The 21,537-nt window shown below is 63.2% G+C and carries 18 protein-coding genes; 8 read left to right on the top strand and 10 right to left on the bottom strand.

Features of this window, described 5'->3' with window-relative positions; all coding sequences use genetic code 11:
• Nucleotides 1-6 precede the first annotated feature (6 nt).
• From lysA to argH, 3 genes are all read right to left on the bottom strand, one after another.
• On the bottom strand, nt 7-1,275 hold the full coding sequence (gene lysA, locus RPF88_RS27975; protein ID WP_337123566.1) for a diaminopimelate decarboxylase: 1,269 nt from the start codon (nt 1,273-1,275) through the stop codon (nt 7-9).
• 62 nt (nt 1,276-1,337) lie between these two features.
• Nucleotides 1,338-1,544: a lipoprotein gene (locus RPF88_RS27980; RefSeq protein WP_013529409.1), complete on the bottom strand. Its 207-nt coding sequence runs from the start codon at nt 1,542-1,544 to the stop codon at nt 1,338-1,340.
• A gap of 151 nt (nt 1,545-1,695) precedes the next feature.
• Nucleotides 1,696-3,096 carry an argininosuccinate lyase gene (gene argH, locus RPF88_RS27985; RefSeq protein ID WP_337123567.1) on the bottom strand — a complete coding sequence of 467 codons (1,401 nt, stop codon included), beginning with the start codon at nt 3,094-3,096 and terminating at the stop codon, nt 1,696-1,698.
• Between the two features lie 35 nt (nt 3,097-3,131).
• Between argH and tlpA the strand changes: the two genes are divergently transcribed.
• Nucleotides 3,132-3,821: a thiol:disulfide interchange protein TlpA gene (gene tlpA, locus RPF88_RS27990; RefSeq protein WP_063169085.1), complete on the top strand. Its 690-nt coding sequence runs from the start codon at nt 3,132-3,134 to the stop codon at nt 3,819-3,821.
• A 1-nt stretch (nt 3,822) separates the two neighbouring features.
• On the opposite strand, the gene RPF88_RS27995 is transcribed toward tlpA, so the two are convergent.
• Nucleotides 3,823-6,255: an EAL domain-containing protein gene (locus RPF88_RS27995; protein ID WP_337123568.1), complete on the bottom strand. Its 2,433-nt coding sequence runs from the start codon at nt 6,253-6,255 to the stop codon at nt 3,823-3,825.
• A 361-nt stretch (nt 6,256-6,616) separates the two neighbouring features.
• Between RPF88_RS27995 and ugpB the strand changes: the two genes are divergently transcribed.
• The 4 genes from ugpB (at nt 6,617) to RPF88_RS28015 (ending at nt 10,933) form a co-directional block, all read left to right on the top strand.
• Nucleotides 6,617-7,927, top strand: coding sequence for a sn-glycerol-3-phosphate ABC transporter substrate-binding protein UgpB (gene ugpB / locus RPF88_RS28000; RefSeq protein ID WP_013529413.1), 1,311 nt, complete (start codon nt 6,617-6,619; stop codon nt 7,925-7,927).
• A gap of 158 nt (nt 7,928-8,085) precedes the next feature.
• Nucleotides 8,086-9,006 (top strand): sn-glycerol-3-phosphate ABC transporter permease UgpA, encoded by a 921-nt coding sequence (gene ugpA / locus RPF88_RS28005; RefSeq protein WP_050580468.1) that lies wholly within the window; start codon nt 8,086-8,088, stop codon nt 9,004-9,006.
• 9 nt (nt 9,007-9,015) lie between these two features.
• Complete coding sequence (gene ugpE, locus RPF88_RS28010; RefSeq protein ID WP_013529415.1) at nt 9,016-9,864, top strand: sn-glycerol-3-phosphate ABC transporter permease UgpE; 849 nt, start codon at nt 9,016-9,018, stop codon at nt 9,862-9,864.
• Nucleotides 9,865-9,871: 7 nt separating this feature from the next.
• Nucleotides 9,872-10,933 (top strand): sn-glycerol-3-phosphate import ATP-binding protein UgpC, encoded by a 1,062-nt coding sequence (locus tag RPF88_RS28015; protein ID WP_024503776.1) that lies wholly within the window; start codon nt 9,872-9,874, stop codon nt 10,931-10,933.
• Nucleotides 10,934-10,969: 36 nt separating this feature from the next.
• Here the strand turns inward: RPF88_RS28015 and RPF88_RS28020 are convergent, their stop codons facing one another.
• The 3 genes from RPF88_RS28020 to RPF88_RS28030 form a co-directional block, all read right to left on the bottom strand.
• On the bottom strand, nt 10,970-12,052 hold the full coding sequence (locus RPF88_RS28020) for an ABC transporter ATP-binding protein (RefSeq protein WP_337123569.1): 1,083 nt from the start codon (nt 12,050-12,052) through the stop codon (nt 10,970-10,972).
• On the bottom strand, nt 12,049-13,629 hold the full coding sequence (locus tag RPF88_RS28025; protein ID WP_024503777.1) for an ABC transporter permease: 1,581 nt from the start codon (nt 13,627-13,629) through the stop codon (nt 12,049-12,051). Before RPF88_RS28025 ends, RPF88_RS28020 begins: the two co-directional genes overlap by 4 nt.
• 174 nt (nt 13,630-13,803) lie before the next feature.
• Nucleotides 13,804-14,811, bottom strand: coding sequence for an iron ABC transporter substrate-binding protein (locus tag RPF88_RS28030; protein WP_013529419.1), 1,008 nt, complete (start codon nt 14,809-14,811; stop codon nt 13,804-13,806).
• 261 nt (nt 14,812-15,072) lie between these two features.
• Between RPF88_RS28030 and RPF88_RS28035 the strand changes: the two genes are divergently transcribed.
• The 3 genes from RPF88_RS28035 to RPF88_RS28045 all read left to right on the top strand — a co-directional run bounded on the left by RPF88_RS28035 (nt 15,073) and on the right by RPF88_RS28045 (nt 18,438).
• The gene (locus tag RPF88_RS28035) at nt 15,073-15,624 is read left to right on the top strand and encodes a sigma-70 family RNA polymerase sigma factor (protein ID WP_013529420.1); all 552 of its coding nucleotides are present in this window, start codon (nt 15,073-15,075) and stop codon (nt 15,622-15,624) included.
• 1 nt (nt 15,625) lies between these two features.
• Nucleotides 15,626-16,264 carry an NrsF family protein gene (locus tag RPF88_RS28040; RefSeq protein ID WP_337123570.1) on the top strand — a complete coding sequence of 213 codons (639 nt, stop codon included), beginning with the start codon at nt 15,626-15,628 and terminating at the stop codon, nt 16,262-16,264.
• Nucleotides 16,265-16,398: 134 nt separating this feature from the next.
• Nucleotides 16,399-18,438 (top strand): PAS domain S-box protein, encoded by a 2,040-nt coding sequence (locus RPF88_RS28045; RefSeq protein ID WP_337123571.1) that lies wholly within the window; start codon nt 16,399-16,401, stop codon nt 18,436-18,438.
• Nucleotides 18,439-18,494: 56 nt separating this feature from the next.
• Here RPF88_RS28045 and RPF88_RS28050 read toward each other — a convergent pair whose 3' ends face one another.
• The 3 genes from RPF88_RS28050 to RPF88_RS28060 form a co-directional block, all read right to left on the bottom strand.
• Nucleotides 18,495-19,373, bottom strand: a complete 879-nt coding sequence (locus RPF88_RS28050; protein WP_013529423.1) for a 3-hydroxybutyryl-CoA dehydrogenase — start codon at nt 19,371-19,373, stop codon at nt 18,495-18,497.
• 207 nt (nt 19,374-19,580) lie between these two features.
• Nucleotides 19,581-20,510, bottom strand: coding sequence for an electron transfer flavoprotein subunit alpha/FixB family protein (locus tag RPF88_RS28055; protein WP_027162891.1), 930 nt, complete (start codon nt 20,508-20,510; stop codon nt 19,581-19,583).
• Between the two features lie 158 nt (nt 20,511-20,668).
• Nucleotides 20,669-21,418 carry an electron transfer flavoprotein subunit beta/FixA family protein gene (locus RPF88_RS28060; RefSeq protein ID WP_013529425.1) on the bottom strand — a complete coding sequence of 250 codons (750 nt, stop codon included), beginning with the start codon at nt 21,416-21,418 and terminating at the stop codon, nt 20,669-20,671.
• Nucleotides 21,419-21,537 lie beyond the last annotated feature (119 nt).

The following is a 21,537-nucleotide window of genomic DNA, read 5'->3' on the forward strand; positions in this document are numbered from 1 at the left end:
GCGCTTCTATGCAAGCCAGTCGGGCACGGAATCCAGCCCGATCAGGTCGTCATAGGTCAGGCGTGGGCGCACGACGTGGAACCGGTCGCCGTCGACCAGCACCTCCGGAACCAGCAGACGGGTGTTGTAGGTGCCGGCCTGCACCGCGCCATAGGCGCCCGCGGTGGAGACGGCAATCATGTCGCCGGCCTTCAGCCTGGGCAGATCGCGGTCCAGGCCGATATAATCGCCGGTCTCGCAGACCGGGCCGACGACGTCGACCATCATGCGCGGCGTGTCCGCCGGCGGCTGCACGACCGGACGGATATCGTGGAAGGCATCGTAGAGCGTCGGCCGGATGAGATCGTTCATGGCGGCGTCGACGACGAGGAAGTTCTTGGCGTCGCCTTCCTTTACGAAGATCACTTCCGAGACGAGGATACCGGCATTGCCTACGATCAGCCGGCCCGGCTCGAACATCACCTTCAGCCCGAGCTTGGTGACATGCTTCCTGACGATCTGGGCATAGGCATCGGGCAGCGGCGGCGGGTTGTTGTCGACGCGATAGGGGATGCCGAGGCCGCCGCCGAGGTCGATATGCTCGATGGCATGGCCGTCCGCCCGCAGCGCGCCGACCAGATCGACAAGCAGGGCGAAGGCGTCGTCGAAGGGCTGCAGCTCGGTGATCTGGCTGCCGATATGGGTGTCGATGCCGGTGATCCTGATGCCGGGAAGCGTTGCCGCGCGGGCATAGACCTGCCGCGCCCGCTGCCACGGGATGCCGAATTTGTTCTCGGCCTTGCCGGTGGAGATCTTCTTGTGGGTCCTGGCGTCGACATCGGGATTGATGCGCAGCGAGATCGGCGCCACCTTGGCAAGGGCAACGGCTCGCGCCGACAACAGCTCAAGTTCAGGCTCGGACTCGACGTTGAAGCAGAGAATGCCGGCGGCAAGGGCAAAGTCCATTTCGCGCGCGGTCTTGCCGACGCCCGAAAACAGGATCTTGCCGGCCGGAATGCCGGCGGCCAGCGCCCGGCGCAATTCACCTTCCGAAACCACGTCGGCGCCGGCGCCGAGCTTCGCCAGCGTCCGCAGGACGGCCTGGTTGGAATTGGCCTTCATGGCGTAGCAGACCAGCGTGTCGAGCCCGGCAAAGGACTGGGCAAACACCCGGTAGTGCCTGGTCAGGGTGGCCGTCGAGTAGCAGTAGAATGGCGTGCCGACCTGTGCGGCGATATCTGGTATCGCCACGTCCTCGGCATGGAGCACGCCGTCGCGGTAGTCGAAATGGTTCACGGGAGTGGTTCCGGAAGTTGCGGCAAGATGAGATCGGGTTGGAAGGCCCCGCTCTCGTCGGCCTAGATCAGCGGGTCGAGGATGAACTTCTTGTCCTTGACCGGTTTTTCCGGCTCCGGCGGCACGGGCTGATGGGCCTTCGAGGCATCCTTGCGCGCCTGCACGGCCGCCTCATAGGGCGTGTCGAGACCGCCCCTCCTGCCGCAGGCCGAGACGGCCGCGATCGCCACCAGCAGCGTCAGCGTCACCAAAATCCTGCTTCCGGTCATCGATCCATCCGTCCGAAACGTTTGTCAGCCGCCGCTTTTAGCCGAGTTCTAGGCGCATTGCACCCCGAGATATTGCTCGTCGCAATATCTGGCGCAACGTCCGGATATTGCTGGTCGCATGTCCGGGATATTGCTGGCGCAACATCCGGCATTACGCTTTCGCCAGTCGCTTTTTCCAGCCGCGGATCTGCTTCCTCACTTCCGACGGCGCGGTGCCGCCGAAACTGGTGCGGCTCTTGACCGAGTTCTGCACCGCCAGCACTGAGAATATGTCGGCCGTGATGCCGGGATCGATCGACTGCAGATCCTCCAGCGAAAGCTTCTCCAGCCCCACCTTCTTGTCTTCGGCCAGCGCCACCGCCCGGCCGGTGACATGATGCGCCTCTCGGAACGGCAGGCCGAGCGTGCGCACCAGCCAGTCGGCAAGGTCGGTTGCTGTCGCGTGGCCGGAGCCGGCGGCCTTCTTCATCGCGGCTGCGTTGACCGTCATGTCCGAGACCATGCCGGTCATCGCCGCCAGCATCAGGTCGAGCGTCTCGGCGGCGTCGAATACCGATTCCTTGTCTTCCTGCATGTCCTTGCCATAGGTCAAAGGCATGCCCTTCATCACCGTCAGCAGGCCGACCAGATGGCCGGTGACGCGGCCGGTCTTGCCGCGCACCAGTTCGGCGGCATCGGGATTCTTCTTCTGCGGCATGATCGACGAGCCGGTGGAAAACGAGTCCGACAGCCTGACGAAGCCGAATTGCGGCGTCGACCAGATGATGATCTCTTCGGCCAGCCGCGACAGATGCGTGGCGCAGATCGCGGCCATGGCAAGGAACTCGAGCGCGAAATCGCGATCCGAGACGCTGTCGAGCGAATTGCGCATCGGCTCGCGGAAGCCGAGCCCCTTGGCGGTCCGGTGGCGGTCGATCGGGAAGCTGGTGCCGGCAAGTGCGGCGGCACCGAGCGGGCTTTCGTCCATGCGTTCGATCGCATCGCGGACACGCGACAGGTCGCGCGAAAACATCTCGACATAGGCCATGCAGTGATGGCCGAAGGTCACCGGCTGGGCCGCCTGCATATGCGTGAAGCCCGGCATCACGGTCGCCGCATGCTCCTCGGCCCGCTCCAGCAGCGCCTCAATCAACCCCTTCAACGCCTCGGCGACGCGAAAGCACTCCTCCTTGACCCAGAGCCGCAAATCGACCGCGACCTGGTCGTTGCGCGAGCGGGCGGTGTGCAGGCGGCCGGCCGCCGGGCCGATCAGATCGGCAAGGCGCGCCTCGATGTTCATGTGGATGTCTTCGAGCCGCGTCGAGAACTCGAAGCTGCCGGCCTCGATCTCTCTCAGGATCGTGTTCAGCCCGTCAGCGATTTTTTCTTGATCGGCCGTCGAAATAATGCCCGTTTGCGCCAGCATCTCGCTATGGGCGATCGAGCCTTTGATGTCCTGCGCATAGAGTTTGCGGTCGAAGGAGATAGACGCGTTGATCGCTTCCATGATGGCGGCCGGACCCGAGGCAAAACGTCCGCCCCACATCTGGTTGCTGGTTTTCTTATCGCTCATGGCTATAACCCGTGCTTCGGAGCAGTTTTGAGAAAATGGCAGACGGTAGTAGATTCTTCCCGGCCCCGCGCCTGATCCTCGCCGCCTTGGTGGCGGGCGCGCTGGCGGGCGCGGTCGCGGTATATGTCAGCGAGAGCCGGTCTGGCAACAATGCACCGGCACAAGCTGCCGTGGGTGAGAGCAAGGACGACGTGGCCTGCGCGGCCAAGAGCGACCGCGCCAAGAAGGTCGCGGCTTCGGCCACCGGTGAGGTCGCGGCACTTTTGCCGGCCGATCCGCCACAATCCCTGAAGAGCCTTGCCTTCAACGGTCCGGACGGCAAGCCGATGACGATTGCCGATCATGCCGGCAAGACGGTGCTGCTCAATCTGTGGGCGACATGGTGCGCGCCGTGCCGTGCCGAAATGCCGGCGCTCGATGCGCTGCAGAAGGAAAAGGGCAGCGACGCCTTTCAAGTGATCGCCGTCAATGTCGATGCCGGCGACGATGTGAAGCCGAAGAAGTTCCTCAGCGATACCGGCGTCGCGACGCTTGGCTATTACCGGGATTCGACGATGGCGCTGTTCAACGACCTCAAGAAGCGCGGCTTGGCGCTAGGCCTTCCTGTCACCATGCTGGTCGACGGCGAGGGCTGCCTGATCGCCCATATGAACGGCCCGGCCGAATGGTCGGGGCCGGACGCCAGGCGGCTGGTCGAGACGGCACTCAAGCCCGAGAGCCTCTAGTCTAGCGTGTGGCTAGCGCAGGTGCCGGTGCGAAGGCCAGAACGCTTCTGTCGCGCAAGGTAGCGGGTTTGCTGCCGACAGCGGGTGTGACGACACCGGTCAGATCGCCGAATTCTTCGATGAGAGCTGGCCTGCCGATATAATAGCCCTGGCCGATCTCGCAGGCTTCGGCGTCCAGGAATTTCAGTTCGCCGAGCGTCTCGACCCCCTCCGCCAGAACCGGCAGGCCGAGACCACGTCCAAGTCCCAGGACGGCGCGCACGATCGCCGCGACCTGGCCGTTCTTGTCGACCGACTTGATGAAGGAGCCATCGATCTTGATCTTGTCGAAGGGGAAGGCGCGGAGGTTGGAGAGCGAGGAATAGCCGGTTCCAAAATCGTCCATGGCCACGCGCACGCCCAGCGCCTTGACCTGCCGCAAGGTGGCCAGCGCCCGCGGCATGTCCTTGACAAGCGCCGTCTCAGTGATCTCAAGCTCGAGCCTGCCGGGCGCCAGGCCGGAATTCAGCAATGTTTCGTGGACCTTGCGGCTGAAATTCGTGTTGTGGAGCTGCACCGCCGAAACGTTGACGGCCACTGTCAGCGGATTTTCCCAGCGGGCGGCTTCCTCGCAGGCAGCCGTCAGCACCCATTCGCCAATCTGGCCAATGGCGCCGCTGTCTTCGGCCACCGGGATGAATATGGCCGGCGACACGTCGCCGCGCGTCGGATGCCGCCAGCGGACCAACGCTTCGAAGCCGACCATCTTTCCGCTGCTGATCTCTTTCTGCGGCTGGTAGACGAGATAGAACTCCTGGCGTGCGACCGCCTGGCGCAGTTCGTGCTCCATGACGCGCTTGTCGCGGGCCTCGGCCCCCATCGATGCTTCGAAATAACGGTAAGTGTCCTTGCCTTCGGTCTTGGCCCGGTAGAGTGCCGTATCGGCGTGGCTTATCAGGCTGGCCTGGTTTTCGGCATCCGACGGATACAGCGCAATGCCGATGCTTGCCGACACAAGGCCGCCGCCGACCGAGAGCCGGTTTTCCTCGCGCATGGCGGTCAGCACGGCGTTGGCGATACGGCCCGCCTCCAACGGGTCGGCCAGGTTCGGCGCGATGATGGCGAACTCATCGCCGCCCAGCCGCGCCACCATCTGCCCTGGACGAAGGATACCGGTCGCGCACTGCGCAACCTTCTGCAGCATGGCGTCGCCTGCGCCGTGCCCATACAGGTCGTTGACCTCCTTGAACCGGTCGAGATCAAGCAGCAGAAGCGCAAGCTGGCCGCCTTTCCTGGTCCGGACCATCGCAGCGATTTCCGTCTCCAGCCGGCCGGAAAAGCTGCGGCGATTGGCCAGTCCGGTCAATGGATCGAAATGGGCAAGCCGCAGGATCTCCTGTTCCGCCTTCTTGCGCTCGCGAATGTCGCGGACCGCGACCACGTTGTGCGGTTTGCCACAGTAGTCGATGCTCCTGGCGATCAGCTCGACAGGAATGCTCGTGCCATCGCGACCGCTCAATTCGGCCTCCTGCGGCTGTTCGCCGAAGCCCGACATATCGGATCCGAAGAGATCGCCAAGCTGCATTCCGTTCAGGGTCGCTGTTGCTTTGCCCGTCAGTGCCGCAATGCTGTCATTGGCACTGATGATGCGGTTGCCGTCGCAGACGATCAGCCCCTCCACGGCGGCATTGGCCAGGCCGTGCATGCGGTCGACCTCGAGCTTCTGGCGACGGAAGCGCAAATCGATCCACAGCGCCGATGCCGACAGAACTAGGATCACCAGTGTGGCGGCGGCGGCCGCGAAAGCCTGCGAGGTCGGCTCGATCGTGTATTCGGATATGACGATCGAGGGATCGGGGAAGATCGAGACGGCACCCATCCCGATGAAATGCAGGGTGCAGATCGCCAGCGTCAGCAGCACCGCGCCGCCGGATGTCGCCTTCAAGGAGGGGCGGCGCTGCACGACACGCAGCGCCAGCGCCGCGAGCGTTACGCCGGCCAGCAGGGAAACGGCGACAAGCAACAGGTTCCACTCGATACGGCCCTGAACCTCGAACGCCGCCATGCCGATGTAGTGCATGGCTGCGATACCGCCGCCCAGCACGGCGCCGCCGACGAGATGATAGTCGAACTCATCCCGCAAGGTGGCGATCCACATGCCGGCTGCCGTCAAAGTGACCGAAGCAGCGAGCGAAAGCACGGAGAGTGCCGGATCATAAGCACTGGGTATGCCCGGTGTGAATGCGAGCATGGCGATGAAGTGCGTTGCCCAGATGCCAAAGCCGGTCGAAGTGGCCGCGATCATCAGCCAGGCAAGCCGGTTCCGATCTGTGGAACGGCTTATGTGCTGAAGCAGGTTGACAGCAGAGAAGCAGGAAATTCCGCAGATCAACGCGGCGAGTGCGACCAGTCTCAGATCATGTTCGTTGACGATACAATTGTAGACCGTCAGCATTTATTTCACCTGAGCTTTGGAAATAAACAGGGCAGCAGGATTGAGTAGCGCGTTGCCGTTGAGGGATCGATAAAGTCGGCTGCAACCTTGGCGTGTCTCTTCGGGTTGCTGCGGCTGCAATCAGGGCTGACACGCCGAAAGCCAGCTTGACGGTCCCGACGGTGCTTCCTGGCGCGCTTGTCGTCGCGCTAAGCCGGCTAACCGCATCGCTTCCCATGCCTCCAAGCGGAGGCGAGCGTTGCGTCAGGTAAAGGGTGAAGTTCGTCGATCTGCAACAAAACCGTTGTCTGATTGTCATGAGCGACACATATTGCCTTCGCGGGAGTGCCCCCTTTCGCCAATGACAAACGGGAGATGAAACATGAAGTCCTTCGGCTTCGCGGCCGGTGTTGCCGCTACCTTTATGACGCTTTCCTCAACCTCCGCTTTTGCCGTCACGCAGATCAGTTGGTGGCACGCCATGACTGGCGCCAATGCCGAAGTCGTCGACAAGATCTCCAAAGATTTCAATGCCAGCCAGAGCGACTATGAGCTCGTTCCGGTGTTCAAAGGCACGTATCCCGAGACGCTGAATGCCGGCATTGCCGCCTACCGCGCGGGCCAGGCGCCAGACATCATCCAGGTGTTCGACGTCGGCACCGGCGTGATGATGGCGGCCGAAGGTGCCATCAAGCCCGCAGCCGATGTGTTGACCAGCGCTGGAATGACCTTCGACAAGAGCCAGTATCTGCCAGGCATAGTCGGCTATTATTCGAAGCCGGACGGCACCATGCTCTCCTTCCCCTACAACTCCTCCTCGCCGATCCTTTATTACAACAAGGATATCTTCAAGAAGGCTGGTCTCGACGTCGATAGCCCACCCAAGACCTGGAATGAAGTGTGGGAAGACGCCAAGAAGATCAAGGCGAGCGGCGCGGCCGCCTGCGGCTACACCTCGACCTGGCTGACCTGGATACATCTGGAGAATTTCGCGGCCTGGAATGACGTGTCATGGGCCACCCAGCAGAACGGTCTGGCCGGCGGCGATGTCGAGCTCAAGATCAACGCGCCGATTTTCGTCAACCATTTCCAGGCGCTGGCGGACCTCGCCAAGGACGGCACCTTCAAATATGGCGGCCGCACCTCCGAAGCCAAGCAGATCTTCCTTGCGGGCGAATGCGGGATCATGACCGAATCGTCCGGCGGACTTGGCGATATCGTCAAGTCCGGCATGAATTACGGCATTGGCCAATTGCCGTATGACAGCGACGCCAAGGGTGCGCCGCAGAACACGACGCCGGGTGGCGCCAGCCTGTGGGTTTTCGCGGACAAATCCGATGAGGAATACAAGGGCGTCGCGGCCTTCTTCGCCTACCTGTCGAAGACCGAGGTGCAAGAATACCTGCACCAGAAGTCGGGTTATCTGCCGGTAACGCTGGCGGCTTATGAAGCGACCAAGAAGTCCGGTTTCTATGACAAGAATGTCGGCCGCGAGACCCCGATCCTGCAGATGACGGGTAAGACGCCGACCGACAATTCCAAGGGCGTACGTCTGCCGAATCTGCCGCAGGTGCGCGATATCCAGAACGAGGAGTTCGAGAAGATGCTCGCCGGCCAGCAGACCGCGCAGCAGGCGCTCGACAATGCGGTTACGCGTGGCAATGCCGCGATCAAGGAAGCGCTGGGGAATTAGAGCGAGCGCAGGTCCTTGCTCTACGGCGCACCTACCTGTCCCGCCGGGCATCTCCCCTCGGTGAGGGGAGTTTTGCCGTGCCTTGCGATTTCGCCAATGGTCGATGATGCCCAGTCCGAGACGCTCATCAAAGCCATCTTGGCGGAGAGGGGTGCCGCATGGTGCCGCCCGCCTCATCACCTCGGAGTGGCTCCGTGACCCCTCGCGTCGTGTTCCCCAACAAGGTCCTTCCCTACCTGCTTGTGGCGCCGCAACTGGCCATCACGCTCGTTTTTTTCTACTGGCCGGCCGGTCAGGCGTTCTACCAATCCATGCTCAGGCAGGATCCGTTCGGGCTGAGGACCAAGTTCGTCTGGTTCGCCAATTTCAGGAAAGTGCTTGCCGATCCGGCCTACCTGAACTCGATCAAGGTCACGGTGGTGTTTTCCCTTGCGACCGCTATCGTCGCCATGTGCGTGGCGCTCCTGCTGGCGGTCATGGCAGAGAAGGTGGTGCGCGGCAAAGGTCTCTACCGCACGCTCTTGATCTGGCCCTACGCGGTGGCGCCGGCGATTGCCGGTATGCTGTGGCTATTCCTCTTCAACCCTTCGATCGGGTCGCTGGCCTACATGCTGAGGAGTTTCGGCATCGCCTGGGATCCACTGCTCAATGGCACCCACGCCATGATCCTGCTGGTGTCCGCCGCTGCCTGGAAGCAGATCAGCTACAATTTCCTGTTCTTCGTCGCCGGCCTGCAGGCGGTGCCGAAAGCCTTGATCGAGGCGGCGGCCATGGACGGCGCCGGCGAGACCAAGCGATTCTGGACCATCGTCTTCCCGCTGCTTGCGCCGACGACCTTCTTCCTGCTGGTCGTCAACACCGTCTATGCCCTGTTCGACACGTTCGGCATCGTCCATGCCGTCACCGGGGGCGGTCCGGGCAAGACGACTGAGACGCTGGTCTACAAGGTCTACAATGACGGCTTCGTCAATCTGATCCTCGGTGACTCGGCGGCGCAGTCGGTCATCCTGATGATCATCGTCATCTCGCTCACCGCCATCCAGTTCCGCTATGTGGAACGCAAAGTCCATTACGGCTGAGGGCGAGCGATGATCGGCCAGTCACCGCTCCGCACCGTCATCGCCCACGCCATGCTGATCCTCGGCATATTGATCGTCGCCTTCCCGATCTACTACACGTTCGTTGCCTCGACGCAGACGCTGCAAACGATCCTCAGGCCGCCATTGCCGCTCCTGCCCGGCGATCAGTTCTGGAACAATTACAGCGAGGCATTGTTCGGCGGTGTCGGCCGCATCGGCGGCGTCAGCGTCGGCAGGCTGCTGCTCAACACGACGATCATGGCGCTCGGCATCGCGGTGGGAAAGATATTCATCTCGATCCTGTCTGCCTATGCGATCGTGTTCTTCCGCTTTCCGCTGCGCATGACCTTCTTCTGGCTGATCTTCATCACCCTGATGCTCCCCGTCGAGGTGCGCATCCTGCCAACCTACAAGGTGATGGTCGATCTCGGCATGATCGACACTTATGCGGGCCTGATCATCCCGCTGATCGCCTCGGCCACCGCCACGCTGCTGTTCCGCCAGTTCTTCATGACGATTCCTGGCGAATTGGTTGAGGCGGCGCGGGTCGACGGTGCGGGGCCGTGGCGCTTCTTCTTCGATATCCTGTTGCCGCTGTCGCGGACAAATATCGCGGCGCTGTTCGTCATCCTCTTCATTTATGGCTGGACACAGTATCTGTGGCCGTTGCTCGTCACCAACAGCAGCAACATGAACACGATCGTCATCGCGCTCAGAAAGATGGTCTCCTTCGCCGATGCCGATACGCAATGGCACCTGGTCATGGTTACAGCGATGCTGGCCATCGTGCCGCCGATCCTGGTCGTGGTGCTGATGCAACGCTGGTTCGTTCGCGGCCTGGTCGATTCCGAAAAGTGAGAAGCTGATGGCGACCGTCGATCTGAAGGATGTGAAGAAGGTCTACCCCAGCGGTTTCGAGGCCGTGAAGGGCGTTTCAATCGCGGTTCCCGACAAGGAGCTTTGCGTGCTGGTCGGCCCGTCGGGTTGCGGCAAGTCCACGCTGCTCAGAATGATCGCCGGGCTTGAAACCATCTCCTCGGGAACAGTTGCGATCGACGGCAAGATCGTAAACTCAACCGGTCCGACCGAGCGTGACATCGCCATGGTGTTCCAGAACTACGCGCTCTATCCGCATATGAAAGTCTACGACAACATGGCCTATGGGCTGCGCAACCGCGGCACGCCGAAAGATGAGATCGACAGCCGGGTCCGCGCGACGGCGAAAATACTGGAACTTTCGGCGCTGCTCGACCGCCGCCCGCGCGAGCTTTCCGGCGGCCAGCGCCAGCGTGTCGCCATGGGTCGTGCCATTGTGCGCAATCCGAGAGTTTTCCTGTTCGACGAGCCGCTTTCCAATCTCGATGCCAAATTGCGTGGCCAGATGCGCGTCGAGATAAAGAACCTGCAGCGCTCGCTTGGCGTCACGTCGGTCTATGTCACACATGACCAGCTCGAGGCGATGACGTTGGCCGACATCCTCGTCGTCATGAATGCCGGACTGGTCGAGCAAATGGGGGCGCCGCTCGACGTCTACGAAAGGCCGGCCTCGACCTTCGTCGCTTCCTTCATTGGCGCGCCGCCGATGAATCTCCTGCCCCTTTCGCAAGGCCCGGCTGGTCCGGCGCTGGCTGATGGCAAGACGATTGAATTTGCGCCTGCGAACGCCGTCACGCTCGGCTTCCGCCCCGAGGATGCCGACGTCACCTTCGGGTCCGAGGCACCGTCCGGCGCGCTCATCCTGCCGGCGCTGGTCGAGGCAGTCGAACCGGTAGGCGCCGAAAGTTTCCTTCACTGTGCTGCAGGTGGCAGCAGGATCGTCGTGCGGGTCGCGGGTCGCGCCACCGCCACGGTTGGCAACCAATTGCGCGTGGTTGCCAAGGCAGAAAAGCTGCACTGGTTCGATCAGGCCGGAAAGCGCGTCGGCTAATCAGAAAGATATGCCTACGCTCCACCCACGCGGCGTTCAGGCGAAGACATGCGCCTTTCCCGATACAGTCAGCCGGACGATCTCGCCGACCGCCGGCGCGTCCATGCCCGGTTTGCGCAGGACCAGCGGCGTGTTGCCGATCGCTGCCGCATCGGGCGGATCGGCATTGTTCAAGAGCCGCACCGCGACCGTGCACATCGAGCCGGCGAATTCGGATTCCGTCACCTCGCCGAACAGCATGTCCGAGGTGCCGGACATACCCTCGCGCGACGTTCTCTTCAGCGCGATCTGCTCCGGGCGAAGCATGATGCGGGCGATATCGCGGCTGTCATGGGTGTCGACCGCGATGCGGCCGAGCGGCGAGTTGGCGAAGCCATTTGATATCTTGGCCGGCAGGATGATGGCGTCGCCGAGGAATTCGGCGATCATCCTGTCCTTCGGCTTGAAATAGAGCTCGCGCGGCGTGCCGATTTGCGAGAACTTGCCGTCGCGCATCACCGCGACCTGGCTGGCGAAGGACAGCGCTTCGGCCTGGTCGTGCGTCACCAGGATGGTGGTGATGCCGGCGGCCTCCAGAAGCTCGGCCACCGCCTTGCGCATCGAGGCGCGCAGGCCGGTATCGAGCGCCGAGAACGGCTCGTCGAGAAGCATCAGCCTGGGCTTCATCGCCATGGCCCGGGCCAGCGCCACACGCTGCTGCTGGCCGCCGGAAAGCTCGTGCGGGCGGCGTTTGAGGATCGCCTTGTCGAGCCCGACGATATAGGCGAGCTCGACGATGCGCTCAGCGCGCTTGTCCTCGCCGCGGCCCATGCCGAAACCGATATTGTCGCCAATGGTCAGATGCGGAAACAGGGCACCATCCTGCGCCACCACACCGATGCCTCGGCGATATGCCGGCACCGCAGCGCCGCCGTTGGCCAATATGGCACCGTCGAGCGTGATGTGGCCCTGGTCCGGAGCCTCGAAGCCGGCAATCAGCCGCAGCAGGGTCGTCTTGCCGCAACCGGAAGGACCGACGATCGCCGTGCGGCTGCCGCTGGCGACGCTCAGGTCGACGCCGGCAAGGGCCGCCACGGGGCCGTATTGCTTGTGCAGGCCGCTGATTTCGAGAAAGCTCATCGTCCGGCCATCCGTTTCGACTGGACATAGAGCAGCCAGGTCAAGGGCAGCGACATCGCCACCATGATGAAGGCGTAGGGTGCCGCCGAGGCATAATCAATCTCGCCACTGTAGGACCAGAAAGCCATCGCCAGCGTGCGGGTGCCGTTGGGCGCCAGCATCTGGGTGGCGGTCAGTTCGTTCATGATGCCGAGCGCCACCAGGGCCATGCCGGCCGCGGCACCCGGCGCCGACAGGCGGATCGTCGTCGACCACAGCGCCTGCAGCGGCGGCCGGCCGAGGCTGGAAGCGGCGCGTTCGAGCTCGACCGGCGCCTGCGCGATCGATGCCCGCAGGCTGACCAGCGCGCGCGGCAGGAACATCAGCGCATAGGCAACCAGGATGGTGAACAAGGTCTGGTAGAGCGGCAGCGCGATGCGTACGGTGATGGTGACCAGCGCCAGTGCGATGACGACCCCGGGCAGCGAGCCGACGATGTAGTTGCAGCCCTCCAGAAGACGCTGCAATGGCCCCGGCGCGCGGATCGAGATCCAGGCCATCGGCATGGCGGCGACGGTGGCGAGCAACGCGCCGGCGAGCGCCAGGAACAGCGTCTGGCCAAGCGCCAGGCCGATCTCGTCCAAGCGCCAGACAGCGGAGCCGCCGGCGGCAAGCCAGCCGCCAATGGTGACGAACGGCACGCCGAGCGCCAAAAGCGTGATGACGACTAGCAAGAGCAGGCTAGGCAGGGTGGCGCGTCCGAGGCTTGTGCGTTGCTGATGGCGCGCCGCGCCGGAGCCGACACGGGCATAGCGCTCCTCGCCGCGCACCAGCACTTCGAGGCCGAGCAGCACGAAGCAGCAGCTGACCAGCACGCCGGCCAGCATGTTGGCGGCCGGTCCATTGAAGGTCGACTGGAACTGGTCGACGATCGCCGTGGTGAAGGTGTCGAAGCGGATGAAGACATAGAGGCCGTACTCGGCCAGCAGATGCAGGCCGACCAGCAGCGAGCCGCCGCAGATGGCGAGCCGCAATTGCGGCAGCACGACCCGCCAGAACACGCGCCGGGGCCCAAGGCCGAGTGCGGCGGCGGCGTCTTCCAGGGCGGGATCGAGACGGCGCAACGCCGCCGACACCGGCAGATACAGGAACGGGAAATAGGCGATCACGGAAACCAGCACGCCGGCCCACAGGCCGTGCAGTCCCGGCACCATGGTGACCCAGGCATAGCTGTGCACAAAAGCCGGGATGGCGAGCGGCGCCACGCACAGCCAGGCCCAGAGCCGGGCGCCCGGCAGGTCGCTGCGCTCGGTCAACCAGGCCAGCGAAACCGACAGCACGATGGTGATCGGCACCGAGAGCGCGACCAGCAGGACAGTGTTGACCAGAAGCTCGCCGACACGCGGCCGGAAGACCAGTGCCGAGACTGTTTCCCAGCCGGTCTGCACCGCGATCCAGATGATGAAGGCAAGCGGCACCAGCGCCAGCAGCGCAACGAAGATGGCGGCGAGGACCAGCCAAAGCGGTGCGCGTCGCCGAGCCCTTCGGCCTGTGCCCGAAGGCAGGCCCGAATGCGCGAGATCGACCGCGGACTGCATCAGGTCAGACGCCGTGCCGTTGCCGTCCAGCGGCAGCAATTGAAAGACCGCAATCGCGGTCGGGAACACAGCGTGTCGTCATCGACGAATGCCATCTCGAAAAACAAAATCACTCCCGCGGAAGGCGAATTCCCGCGGGAGCGTGGTCGGGTGTCCTTTTAGGACGAATGGCAACTAAAGCAAGCCGGCTGCCGTCATCAGATCGGTGACCTTCTTGGAGTTCAGCGTCGTGGCATCGACCTTCGGCGCCTGCAGATCGGCGAGCGGCACCAGCTTCGGGTTGGAGTCCGCACCCTTGCCGACCGCGTACTCGAAGGAATCGCCGGTTTTCAACACGTCCTGACCGCCTTTGCCTGTCAGCCATTTCAGGAACGCCTGGGCTTCCTTCGGATGCTTGCTCGAAGCCAGCACACCGCCGCCGGAGATCGAGACGAAGGCGCCCGGATCCTGGTTCTTGAAATAGTGCAGCGCGACATTCTTGCTGTTTTCGCCGGTCTTGGCCTGATCGCCGAAATAGTAATAGTGATAGATCACGCCGCCTTCGATCTCGCCGGCATTGACCGCCTTCATCACCGTGCTGTTGCCCTTGTAGGCGGTGAAATTGGTTTTCATCGCCTTCAGCCAGTCGGCGGTAGCGGCTTCACCTTTGAGCTGGAGCAGGGCGCTGACGATGGCCTGGAAATCGGCGCCCGAGGGGGAGGCGGCCCAACGGCCTTTCCAGCTCGGATCGGCGAGGTCCAGCATCGACTTGGGCAACTGGTCGGCAGTCAGCTTGGTCTTGTTATAGGCAAAGACCGTGCTGCGCGCGGCAACGCCGACCCATTTGCCGCTGGCCGGCTGATAGTCCTGGGGAACCTGCGCCAGCGTGTCCGCGTCGACCGGCGCGAACAGGCCGGCGCTTTCGACCAGCGCCATGGCCGGTGAGTTTTCGGTCAGGAAGACGTCTGCGGGCGAAGCAGCGCCCTCGGCGACGATCTGGTTGGAGAAATCGCTGTCGCCGCCATTGCGCACGGTGACCTTGATGCCTGTTTCCTTGGTGAAGCCTTCGGCCCACGCCTTGGTCAGGCTTTCGTGCTGGGCGTTGTAGACAATGATGCCATCCTCTTCCGCCTTTGCCGGACCGGCGATGAGGCTGATTGCCAGCGCGGCGGCGCCGGCGAGGGTGGAAAGAGCGTATTTCATGGCATTGTCCTCGATTTCGGGGGTCCTAGGTCTGTCACGGCTGCACCTATCGATACATGACAGCTATAGTCAACATTGTTGGTGTGCTTCAATCGGTCGCTGACGTGCAAAGGTCGGTGCCGAACGGACAATTCCGCGTGATGCTCACGGTTCGGCGATGCCGCAAACTTTCGTGATTTGCCGACAGTTTGGCTTGGACATTATTTCGCCGGCCACGTAACAAATCAGCGCCGAGACGCGAAAATCGGGGAGTGAACTCTTGTGAGCGGCAAGGACGAGGCCGAACTTTCCCGGCTGATGCGGGCCGCGATCGCGGGAGATGAAAGGGCTTACGCCGACTTTCTGCACCGGATTGCCGCGCTGGTTCGCGGTTTTGCCAGGCGCAAGATCGTGCAGGGCGGGGTCGATCCCGAGGATGTCGTGCAGGAAACCTTGCTGGCCATTCATGTGAAACGGCATACCTGGCGTCAGGATGCGCCGGTGTTGCCGTGGGTCTATGCGATTGCCCGCTTCAAGCTGATCGATGCGTTCAGGCGGCGCGGACGGCGCATCGAGATCGACGTCGACGATATCGCCGAGACGTTCGCCGAGCCGGAAACCGAGACCGTCAGCGAGCGCGACATCAACCGTGCATTGGACGGTCTGTCGCCGGCTCAGCGCTCCGTGGTCTCGGCCGTGTCGGTGGAAGGGCGGTCCATCGGCGAGACGGCGGCAAAGTTCGGCATCAGCGAGACGGCGGTGCGGGTGTCGCTGCATCGCGGACTTGCCGCGATAGCCAAGCGATTCGGGCAGGGGCGGTTCGGGCGGGAATGACATGAGAACGGACGATCTCATCAAGGCGCTGGACGCCGATGCAACCAGCAAGGCGATGCCGCTGCAATCGGCCTGGTGGCTGGCCGCCGGTGCGGCAGCGGTGATCGCGGCCGTCGTTTTCCTGCTGACCATCGGCCCACGCCCGGATTTCATGGCGGCCGCGCACACGATGCGCTTCCTTTCCAAATTCGTCTTCACCATCGTGCTTGCCGTCAGCGCCTTCGCCCTGATCCGCGCCTTGTCGACACCGGGTGCGTCGACGGGCCGGGCGATGGTTGGGATGGCTGCGGCGCCAGTGCTGGTAGCCGTGGCGGTGGTTCTGGAGCTTTTCATGGTGCCGGAGGCGCTGTGGGGAACCAAAATGGTCGGCTCCAACATGATGATCTGCATGGCTTTCATCCCGCTAATCGGCCTCGGTCCGCTTGCCATCTTCCTGTGGATGCTGCGCTACGGGGCGCCGACACGGCCGGTGTTTGCCGGTGCGGTGGCAGGCCTGCTCGCCGGCGGGCTGGCGGCAACCTTCTATGCCGCCCACTGCTTCGACGATTCGCCGCTTTTCGTCGCCACCTGGTACACGATAGCCATTGCAGCGCTCGCATTGCTTGGCGCGCTCGGCGGACGGTTTTTCGTGCGCTGGTAGCGTTGCGCCACGCTAGCCCGCTCGCGCATACCGATCCTTAATCATGCCGGCAATTGTTTGCCGGTTAGCGATGGCACCGGAATGCCTGACGCAACCTTTCCTTAAAATCGATCCGCCAAGGTTGAGGCGAGAACATGCGTTTGCGCACGGGGGTGGCACGTATCGTGATGTGGCGAGGATTGACCAGCCGAGAATCTCTTGGGCGTGCAGGGCTGGCGTTGCTCGTCGCCGGCGTGGGCGTACTGGCGGCCTCGATCCTGCTGTCGCGCCTGGACCTGGGCACCGAAGCCTTGAAACTCTGCCTGCAGATCGCGATGGCAGTGGCGGCGGGCGCGCTGTTCCTCGCCGCCCTGTCCATCCGCAGGATCAGCAGGGATCGCCAACAGATCGCCGAGAGCGAGCTGCGCTTCCGCCGCGCCATGGAGGATTCAGCGATCGGTATCGTCGTTGTCGGTCTCGATGGGCGCATCCGCCAGACCAATCCGGCCTTCGCGGCCATGCTTGGCTACACAAGCGAAGAGATCGAGGCGCTGACTTTCTTCCAGATCACGCATCCCGACGACCAGCAGATCGGGCGGGAGACGATGGACGATCTGAAGGCGGGCACGGTCAATTCCTTCCATTTCGAGAAGCGCTATCTCCGCAAGGACGGAACGCCTGTCTGGGCCCATCTTGCCGGTTCGGTCATTCGCGATGAGACCAGCGGCCGCCCGCTCTATCTCGTCTCGCAAATCGAAAACATCGACGCTCGCAAGCAGGCCGAGGCGCGCATTGCCGAAGCGGAAACGCGTTGGAATTTCGCGCTCGCCGGCGCCGGCCAGGGCGTCTGGGACCTCGACATGCGCAAGGGCGGCACGACCTATTCCTCGACCTGGGTCAAGATGCTGGGCTATGCGGATGGCGAGCTCGATGGCGACACCGACCGCTGGCTGACGATGATCCATCCTGATGATCGCGAGACTGTCGCCGAAGCGGATCGCGCTCATCTCGAGGGCAAGACACCGTTCTTTGAGGCCGAGTTCAGGATGCGCCACAAGGATGGCCACTGGGTGTGGATCCTCGACCGCGGCAAGGCCATCGAACGTGATGAGGATGGACGGCTGATCAGGGCCATCGGCAGCTTGACCGACATCACCCGCCGCAAGGAGGCCGAAGAGCGCCTCACTGTGTCGGCGGCAATGCTTGCCGATGAAAAGGAGCGGCTGAGGGTGACGCTGCAATCGATCGGCGATGCCGTCATCTGCACCGATGCCGCAAACCGGATCACCTTCATGAACCCGGTCGCCGAAAAGCTGACCGGGATTGCCGGCGGCGAGGCTCTCGGCAAGATGCTTGGCCATGTCTACTGGGCGGTCGACGAGGAGACGGGGCACAGGATCGGCGTGACCCGGCCCGCGGTTGGCGTTCATGCGCCCGCCGACCAGAACAGCCGCGCCGTCCTCATCCGGCGCGACGACACGCGCTGCAGCATCCGCCAGGTGGTGTCGCCGATCGTCAACGACCGCAACGAATTCTGCGGGCTGGTCATCGTCTTCCAGGACTTTACCGATGCGCGCGCGCTGCAGCGCCAGCTCGCCCACGCCGCGGCACACGATGCGCTGACCGGCCTTGCCAACCGCTCCAGCTTCATCCGCGCCATGGAGGACCTCGTCGGCCAGGCGCGCAAGGACGGCACCGCCGACACGACAAGGTCGGTCGGCGACACGACAAGGTCGGTCGGAGGCGCCGGACATCAGTTCATGTTCATCGACCTCGACCACTTCAAACTGGTCAACGACACGGGTGGCCACGCGGCGGGAGACGCGCTGCTGAAGCGGGTTGCCGTGGCTATTCGCGGCGTGCTTGGTCCAGACGACATCGTCGCTCGCCTCGGCGGCGACGAATTCGCGGTCATTTTGAAATCGGGTTCGGCAGCCGGCGCCAAGATCGCGGCGCGCTCCATCATCGATGCGATCGGCGGGCTAGACTTCACCTGGGACGGCCGTCCTCACGTGATCGGCGCCAGCATCGGCTTGGCTGCGATCAATGCCAATTGTGGCGAGGTCGACGAGATCATCGCCAGGGCCGATGCGGCTTGCTATGCCGCCAAGGCGGCGGGCCGTGGCTGTGTCTCCGTGGCGCCCGACGCACAGATCGTGGATGGCCGGACAGAGCCACTGGCGGTGGCCTCCTGATAGATCCGTCGCCGCTGAACCGAAAGGCTTGTCCCTGATTTGCGCCGACGATCCGCTCAGCGCGTCGGGACGGGATGCTCGCCGCGATAGTCGTAGAAGCCGCGCCCGGTCTTGCGGCCGAGCCAGCCGGCCTCGACATATTTCACCAGTAGCGGGCAAGGGCGGTACTTGGAGTCCGACAGGCCGTCATGCAGCACCTGCATGATCGACAGGCAGGTATCGAGCCCGATGAAGTCAGCCAGCTGCAGCGGCCCCATCGGATGGTTGGCGCCGAGCCGCATGGCGGTGTCGATGGCGTCGACCGAGCCGACACCCTCATAGAGCGTGTAGATCGCCTCGTTGATCATCGGCAGCAGGATGCGGTTGACGATGAAGGCAGGAAAATCCTCCGAGACCGTGATCGTCTTGTCGAGCTGCTTCACATAGGTTTTGGCTGCCTCGAAGGTCTGGTCCTCGGTGGCGATGCCGCGCACCAGTTCGACCAGCTTCATCAGCGGTACCGGGTTCATGAAATGTATGCCGATGAACCGCTCGGGCCGGTCGGTCTGCGCGGCAAGCCGCGTGATCGAGATCGACGAGGTGTTGGTCGCCAGGATGGCTTCGGGATTGAGCTGCGGACAAAGCTGGGCGTAGATCTTGCGCTTGACCGTCTCGTCCTCGGTCGCCGCCTCGATCACCAGGTCAGCACCCGCAAGATCGGCCATCGCGGGCGCGGCCGAAATGCGGCCCATCGCATCGTTGCGCACCTTCTCGTCGAGCTTGCCGGACCCCACCTGGCGGGCCATGTTGCCGCTGATCGTGGCGATGCCCTTCTCGATGCGGTCGGGCGAGATATCGTAGATCAATACCTTGTAGCCTGAAAGCGCGGAGACATGGGCGATGCCGCCACCCATCTGGCCCGCGCCGATGATGCCGATCGTCTCGATCTTGCTCATTACACCGATCCCGTCCTGAACCCTTCCGCTTGAACTGCGAAAGCGCTCCACCTTTTATTTTACCGCAATCCCGGACGCAAAACCGCTGCGCACTTTGCTGGATTGCTTTCAGCCTTTGCGGCCTGCTTTTTGTGCGGTGCAAACTAAAAGGGCGGGGCGACTTCGTCTACCCCACCCTCACCATTTAATACGCTTTGGCAGAAAGCGTCAAAGCGCCTTTTGCAGTTCCGGCAGGATGACGAACAGGTCCCCGACGAGGCCGTAGTCGGCAACCTGGAAAATCGGCGCCTCCTCGTCCTTGTTGATGGCGACGATGACCTTGGAATCCTTCATGCCGGCAAGGTGCTGGATGGCGCCGGAGATGCCGACCGCGATGTAGAGATCGGGGGCAACCACCTTGCCGGTCTGGCCGACCTGCCAGTCGTTCGGCGCATAGCCGGCATCGACGGCGGCGCGGGAAGCGCCGACCGCGGCGCCGAGCTTGTCGGCAACCGGCAGGATGACCTCCTGGAATTTCTCCGAGGAGCCCAGCGCGCGGCCGCCCGAGATGATGATCTTGGCCGAGGTCAGCTCCGGACGGTCGGTCTCGGAAAGCTTGTTCTCGATGAAGGTGGAGAGGCCCGGATTGGCCGCGGCCTTGACGGTCTCGACGGCTGCCGAGCCGCCCTCGGGGGCTGCCTGGAAGGAGGCGGTGCGCACGGTGATCACCTTCTTGGCGTCGCTCGACTGCACCGTCTGGATGGCGTTGCCGGCATAGATCGGCCGCTTGAAGGTGTCGGGCGATACGATTTCGATGATCTCGGACACCTGCGCGACATCGAGGAGCGCAGCCACGCGCGGCGCGACATTCTTGCCCGACGAGGTCGCCGGCGCGATGATGGTGTCGTAGGCGCCCGCCAGCGACACAATGAGCGCTGCCGTCGGTTCGGCCAGGCGCTCGGCAAGCTCGTCGGCCTCGGCCAACAGCACCTTGCTCACGCCCTTCAGCTTGGCGGCAGCGTCGGCTGCCGGCTTGGCGCCCTTGCCGGCAACCAGCACATGCACGTCCGAGCCGATCTGCAGCGCGGCCGACAGCGCCTTGGCGGTCTGGTCGGAAAGGGTTGCGTTGTCGTGTTCTGCAATCAGAAGAATAGCCATTGATGATATTCCTGACTTTCGTCTTCGCGGCTCCCTGAAATCCGGTCAGGCCGAGTCGAAAACGGTTGGTTTCGAGAACCGGAGCGGAGCGTACTTCTGTACGTGAGCACCGGAAGCGGAGAAGCCAGCCGTTTGCAGGCCGGCCTCATCGGATTTCCTTACAGCACGCCGGCTTCGTTCTTCAGCTTGTCGACCAGCTCAGCGACGCTCTTGACCTTGACGCCTGCCTTGCGGCCGCTCGGCTCTTCGGTCTTGATGACCTTCAGCCGCGGCTTGACATCGGCGCCGTAGTCGGCCGGGCTCTTCTCGTCGAGCTGCTTCTTCTTGGCCTTCATGATGTTGGGCAGCGAGGCATAGCGCGGCTGGTTGAGGCGAAGGTCGGCGGTGACGATCACCGGCATCTTCAGTTCCACCGTCTGCAGGCCGCCATCGACTTCGCGCGTCACCTTGGCCTTGTCGCCGTCGAGCACGATCTTGGAGGCGAAGGTGCCCTGCGCCCAGCCCAACAGTGCCGCCAGCATCTGGCCGGTCTGGTTGGAATCGTCGTCGATCGCCTGCTTGCCGAGGATGACGAGGCCGGGCTGCTCGGCGTCGACGACGCCCTTCAGCACCTTGGCGACGCCGAGCGGCTCGGTCTGTTCGTCGGTCTTGACCAGGATGGCGCGGTCGGCGCCCATGGCGAGCGCCGTGCGCAGGGTTTCCTGCGCCTGCTGCGGGCCGATCGAGACGACGATGATTTCTTCCGCCTTGCCAGCTTCCTTCAGCCGGATCGCCTCTTCAACCGCGATCTCGTCGAACGGGTTCATCGCCATCTTGACGTTGGCGAGCTCCACCGCCGAACCATCAGCCTTCACGCGAACCTTGACGTTCGCATCCACAACCCGCTTCACGGGCACAAGGATCTTCATTTGCCTGTCACCTCTTCACGCTAATTGGGCGCGCTATAACAGCCTGCGCCCGTTCTGAGTTGTCGAAAGCCGACATTCCAGGTGGAAATTCTGGCCGGATGGAAATTCTGGTCTTTGCC

Source organism: Mesorhizobium sp. ISC11, from assembly GCF_037162595.1.
In the GTDB taxonomy this organism is placed as follows: domain Bacteria; phylum Pseudomonadota; class Alphaproteobacteria; order Rhizobiales; family Rhizobiaceae; genus Mesorhizobium; species Mesorhizobium ciceri.

Excerpts from the sequence above, each read along its gene's own strand:
- RPF88_RS27980 (WP_013529409.1), bottom strand. The coding sequence starts at position 1,544 with ATGACCGGAAGCAGGATTTTGGTGACGCTGACGCTGCTGGTGGCGATC.
- argH (WP_337123567.1), bottom strand. The coding sequence starts at position 3,096 with ATGAGCGATAAGAAAACCAGCAACCAGATGTGGGGCGGACGTTTTGCC.
- tlpA (WP_063169085.1), top strand. The coding sequence starts at position 3,132 with ATGGCAGACGGTAGTAGATTCTTCCCGGCCCCGCGCCTGATCCTCGCC.
- RPF88_RS27995 (WP_337123568.1), bottom strand. The coding sequence starts at position 6,255 with ATGCTGACGGTCTACAATTGTATCGTCAACGAACATGATCTGAGACTG.
- ugpB (WP_013529413.1), top strand. The coding sequence starts at position 6,617 with ATGAAGTCCTTCGGCTTCGCGGCCGGTGTTGCCGCTACCTTTATGACG.
- ugpA (WP_050580468.1), top strand. The coding sequence starts at position 8,086 with ATGGTGCCGCCCGCCTCATCACCTCGGAGTGGCTCCGTGACCCCTCGC.
- ugpE (WP_013529415.1), top strand. The coding sequence starts at position 9,016 with ATGATCGGCCAGTCACCGCTCCGCACCGTCATCGCCCACGCCATGCTG.
- RPF88_RS28015 (WP_024503776.1), top strand. The coding sequence starts at position 9,872 with ATGGCGACCGTCGATCTGAAGGATGTGAAGAAGGTCTACCCCAGCGGT.
- RPF88_RS28020 (WP_337123569.1), bottom strand. The coding sequence starts at position 12,052 with ATGAGCTTTCTCGAAATCAGCGGCCTGCACAAGCAATACGGCCCCGTG.
- RPF88_RS28025 (WP_024503777.1), bottom strand. The coding sequence starts at position 13,629 with ATGCAGTCCGCGGTCGATCTCGCGCATTCGGGCCTGCCTTCGGGCACA.
- RPF88_RS28030 (WP_013529419.1), bottom strand. The coding sequence starts at position 14,811 with ATGAAATACGCTCTTTCCACCCTCGCCGGCGCCGCCGCGCTGGCAATC.
- RPF88_RS28040 (WP_337123570.1), top strand. The coding sequence starts at position 15,626 with ATGAGAACGGACGATCTCATCAAGGCGCTGGACGCCGATGCAACCAGC.
- RPF88_RS28045 (WP_337123571.1), top strand. The coding sequence starts at position 16,399 with ATGCGTTTGCGCACGGGGGTGGCACGTATCGTGATGTGGCGAGGATTG.
- RPF88_RS28050 (WP_013529423.1), bottom strand. The coding sequence starts at position 19,373 with ATGAGCAAGATCGAGACGATCGGCATCATCGGCGCGGGCCAGATGGGT.
- RPF88_RS28055 (WP_027162891.1), bottom strand. The coding sequence starts at position 20,510 with ATGGCTATTCTTCTGATTGCAGAACACGACAACGCAACCCTTTCCGAC.
- RPF88_RS28060 (WP_013529425.1), bottom strand. The coding sequence starts at position 21,418 with ATGAAGATCCTTGTGCCCGTGAAGCGGGTTGTGGATGCGAACGTCAAG.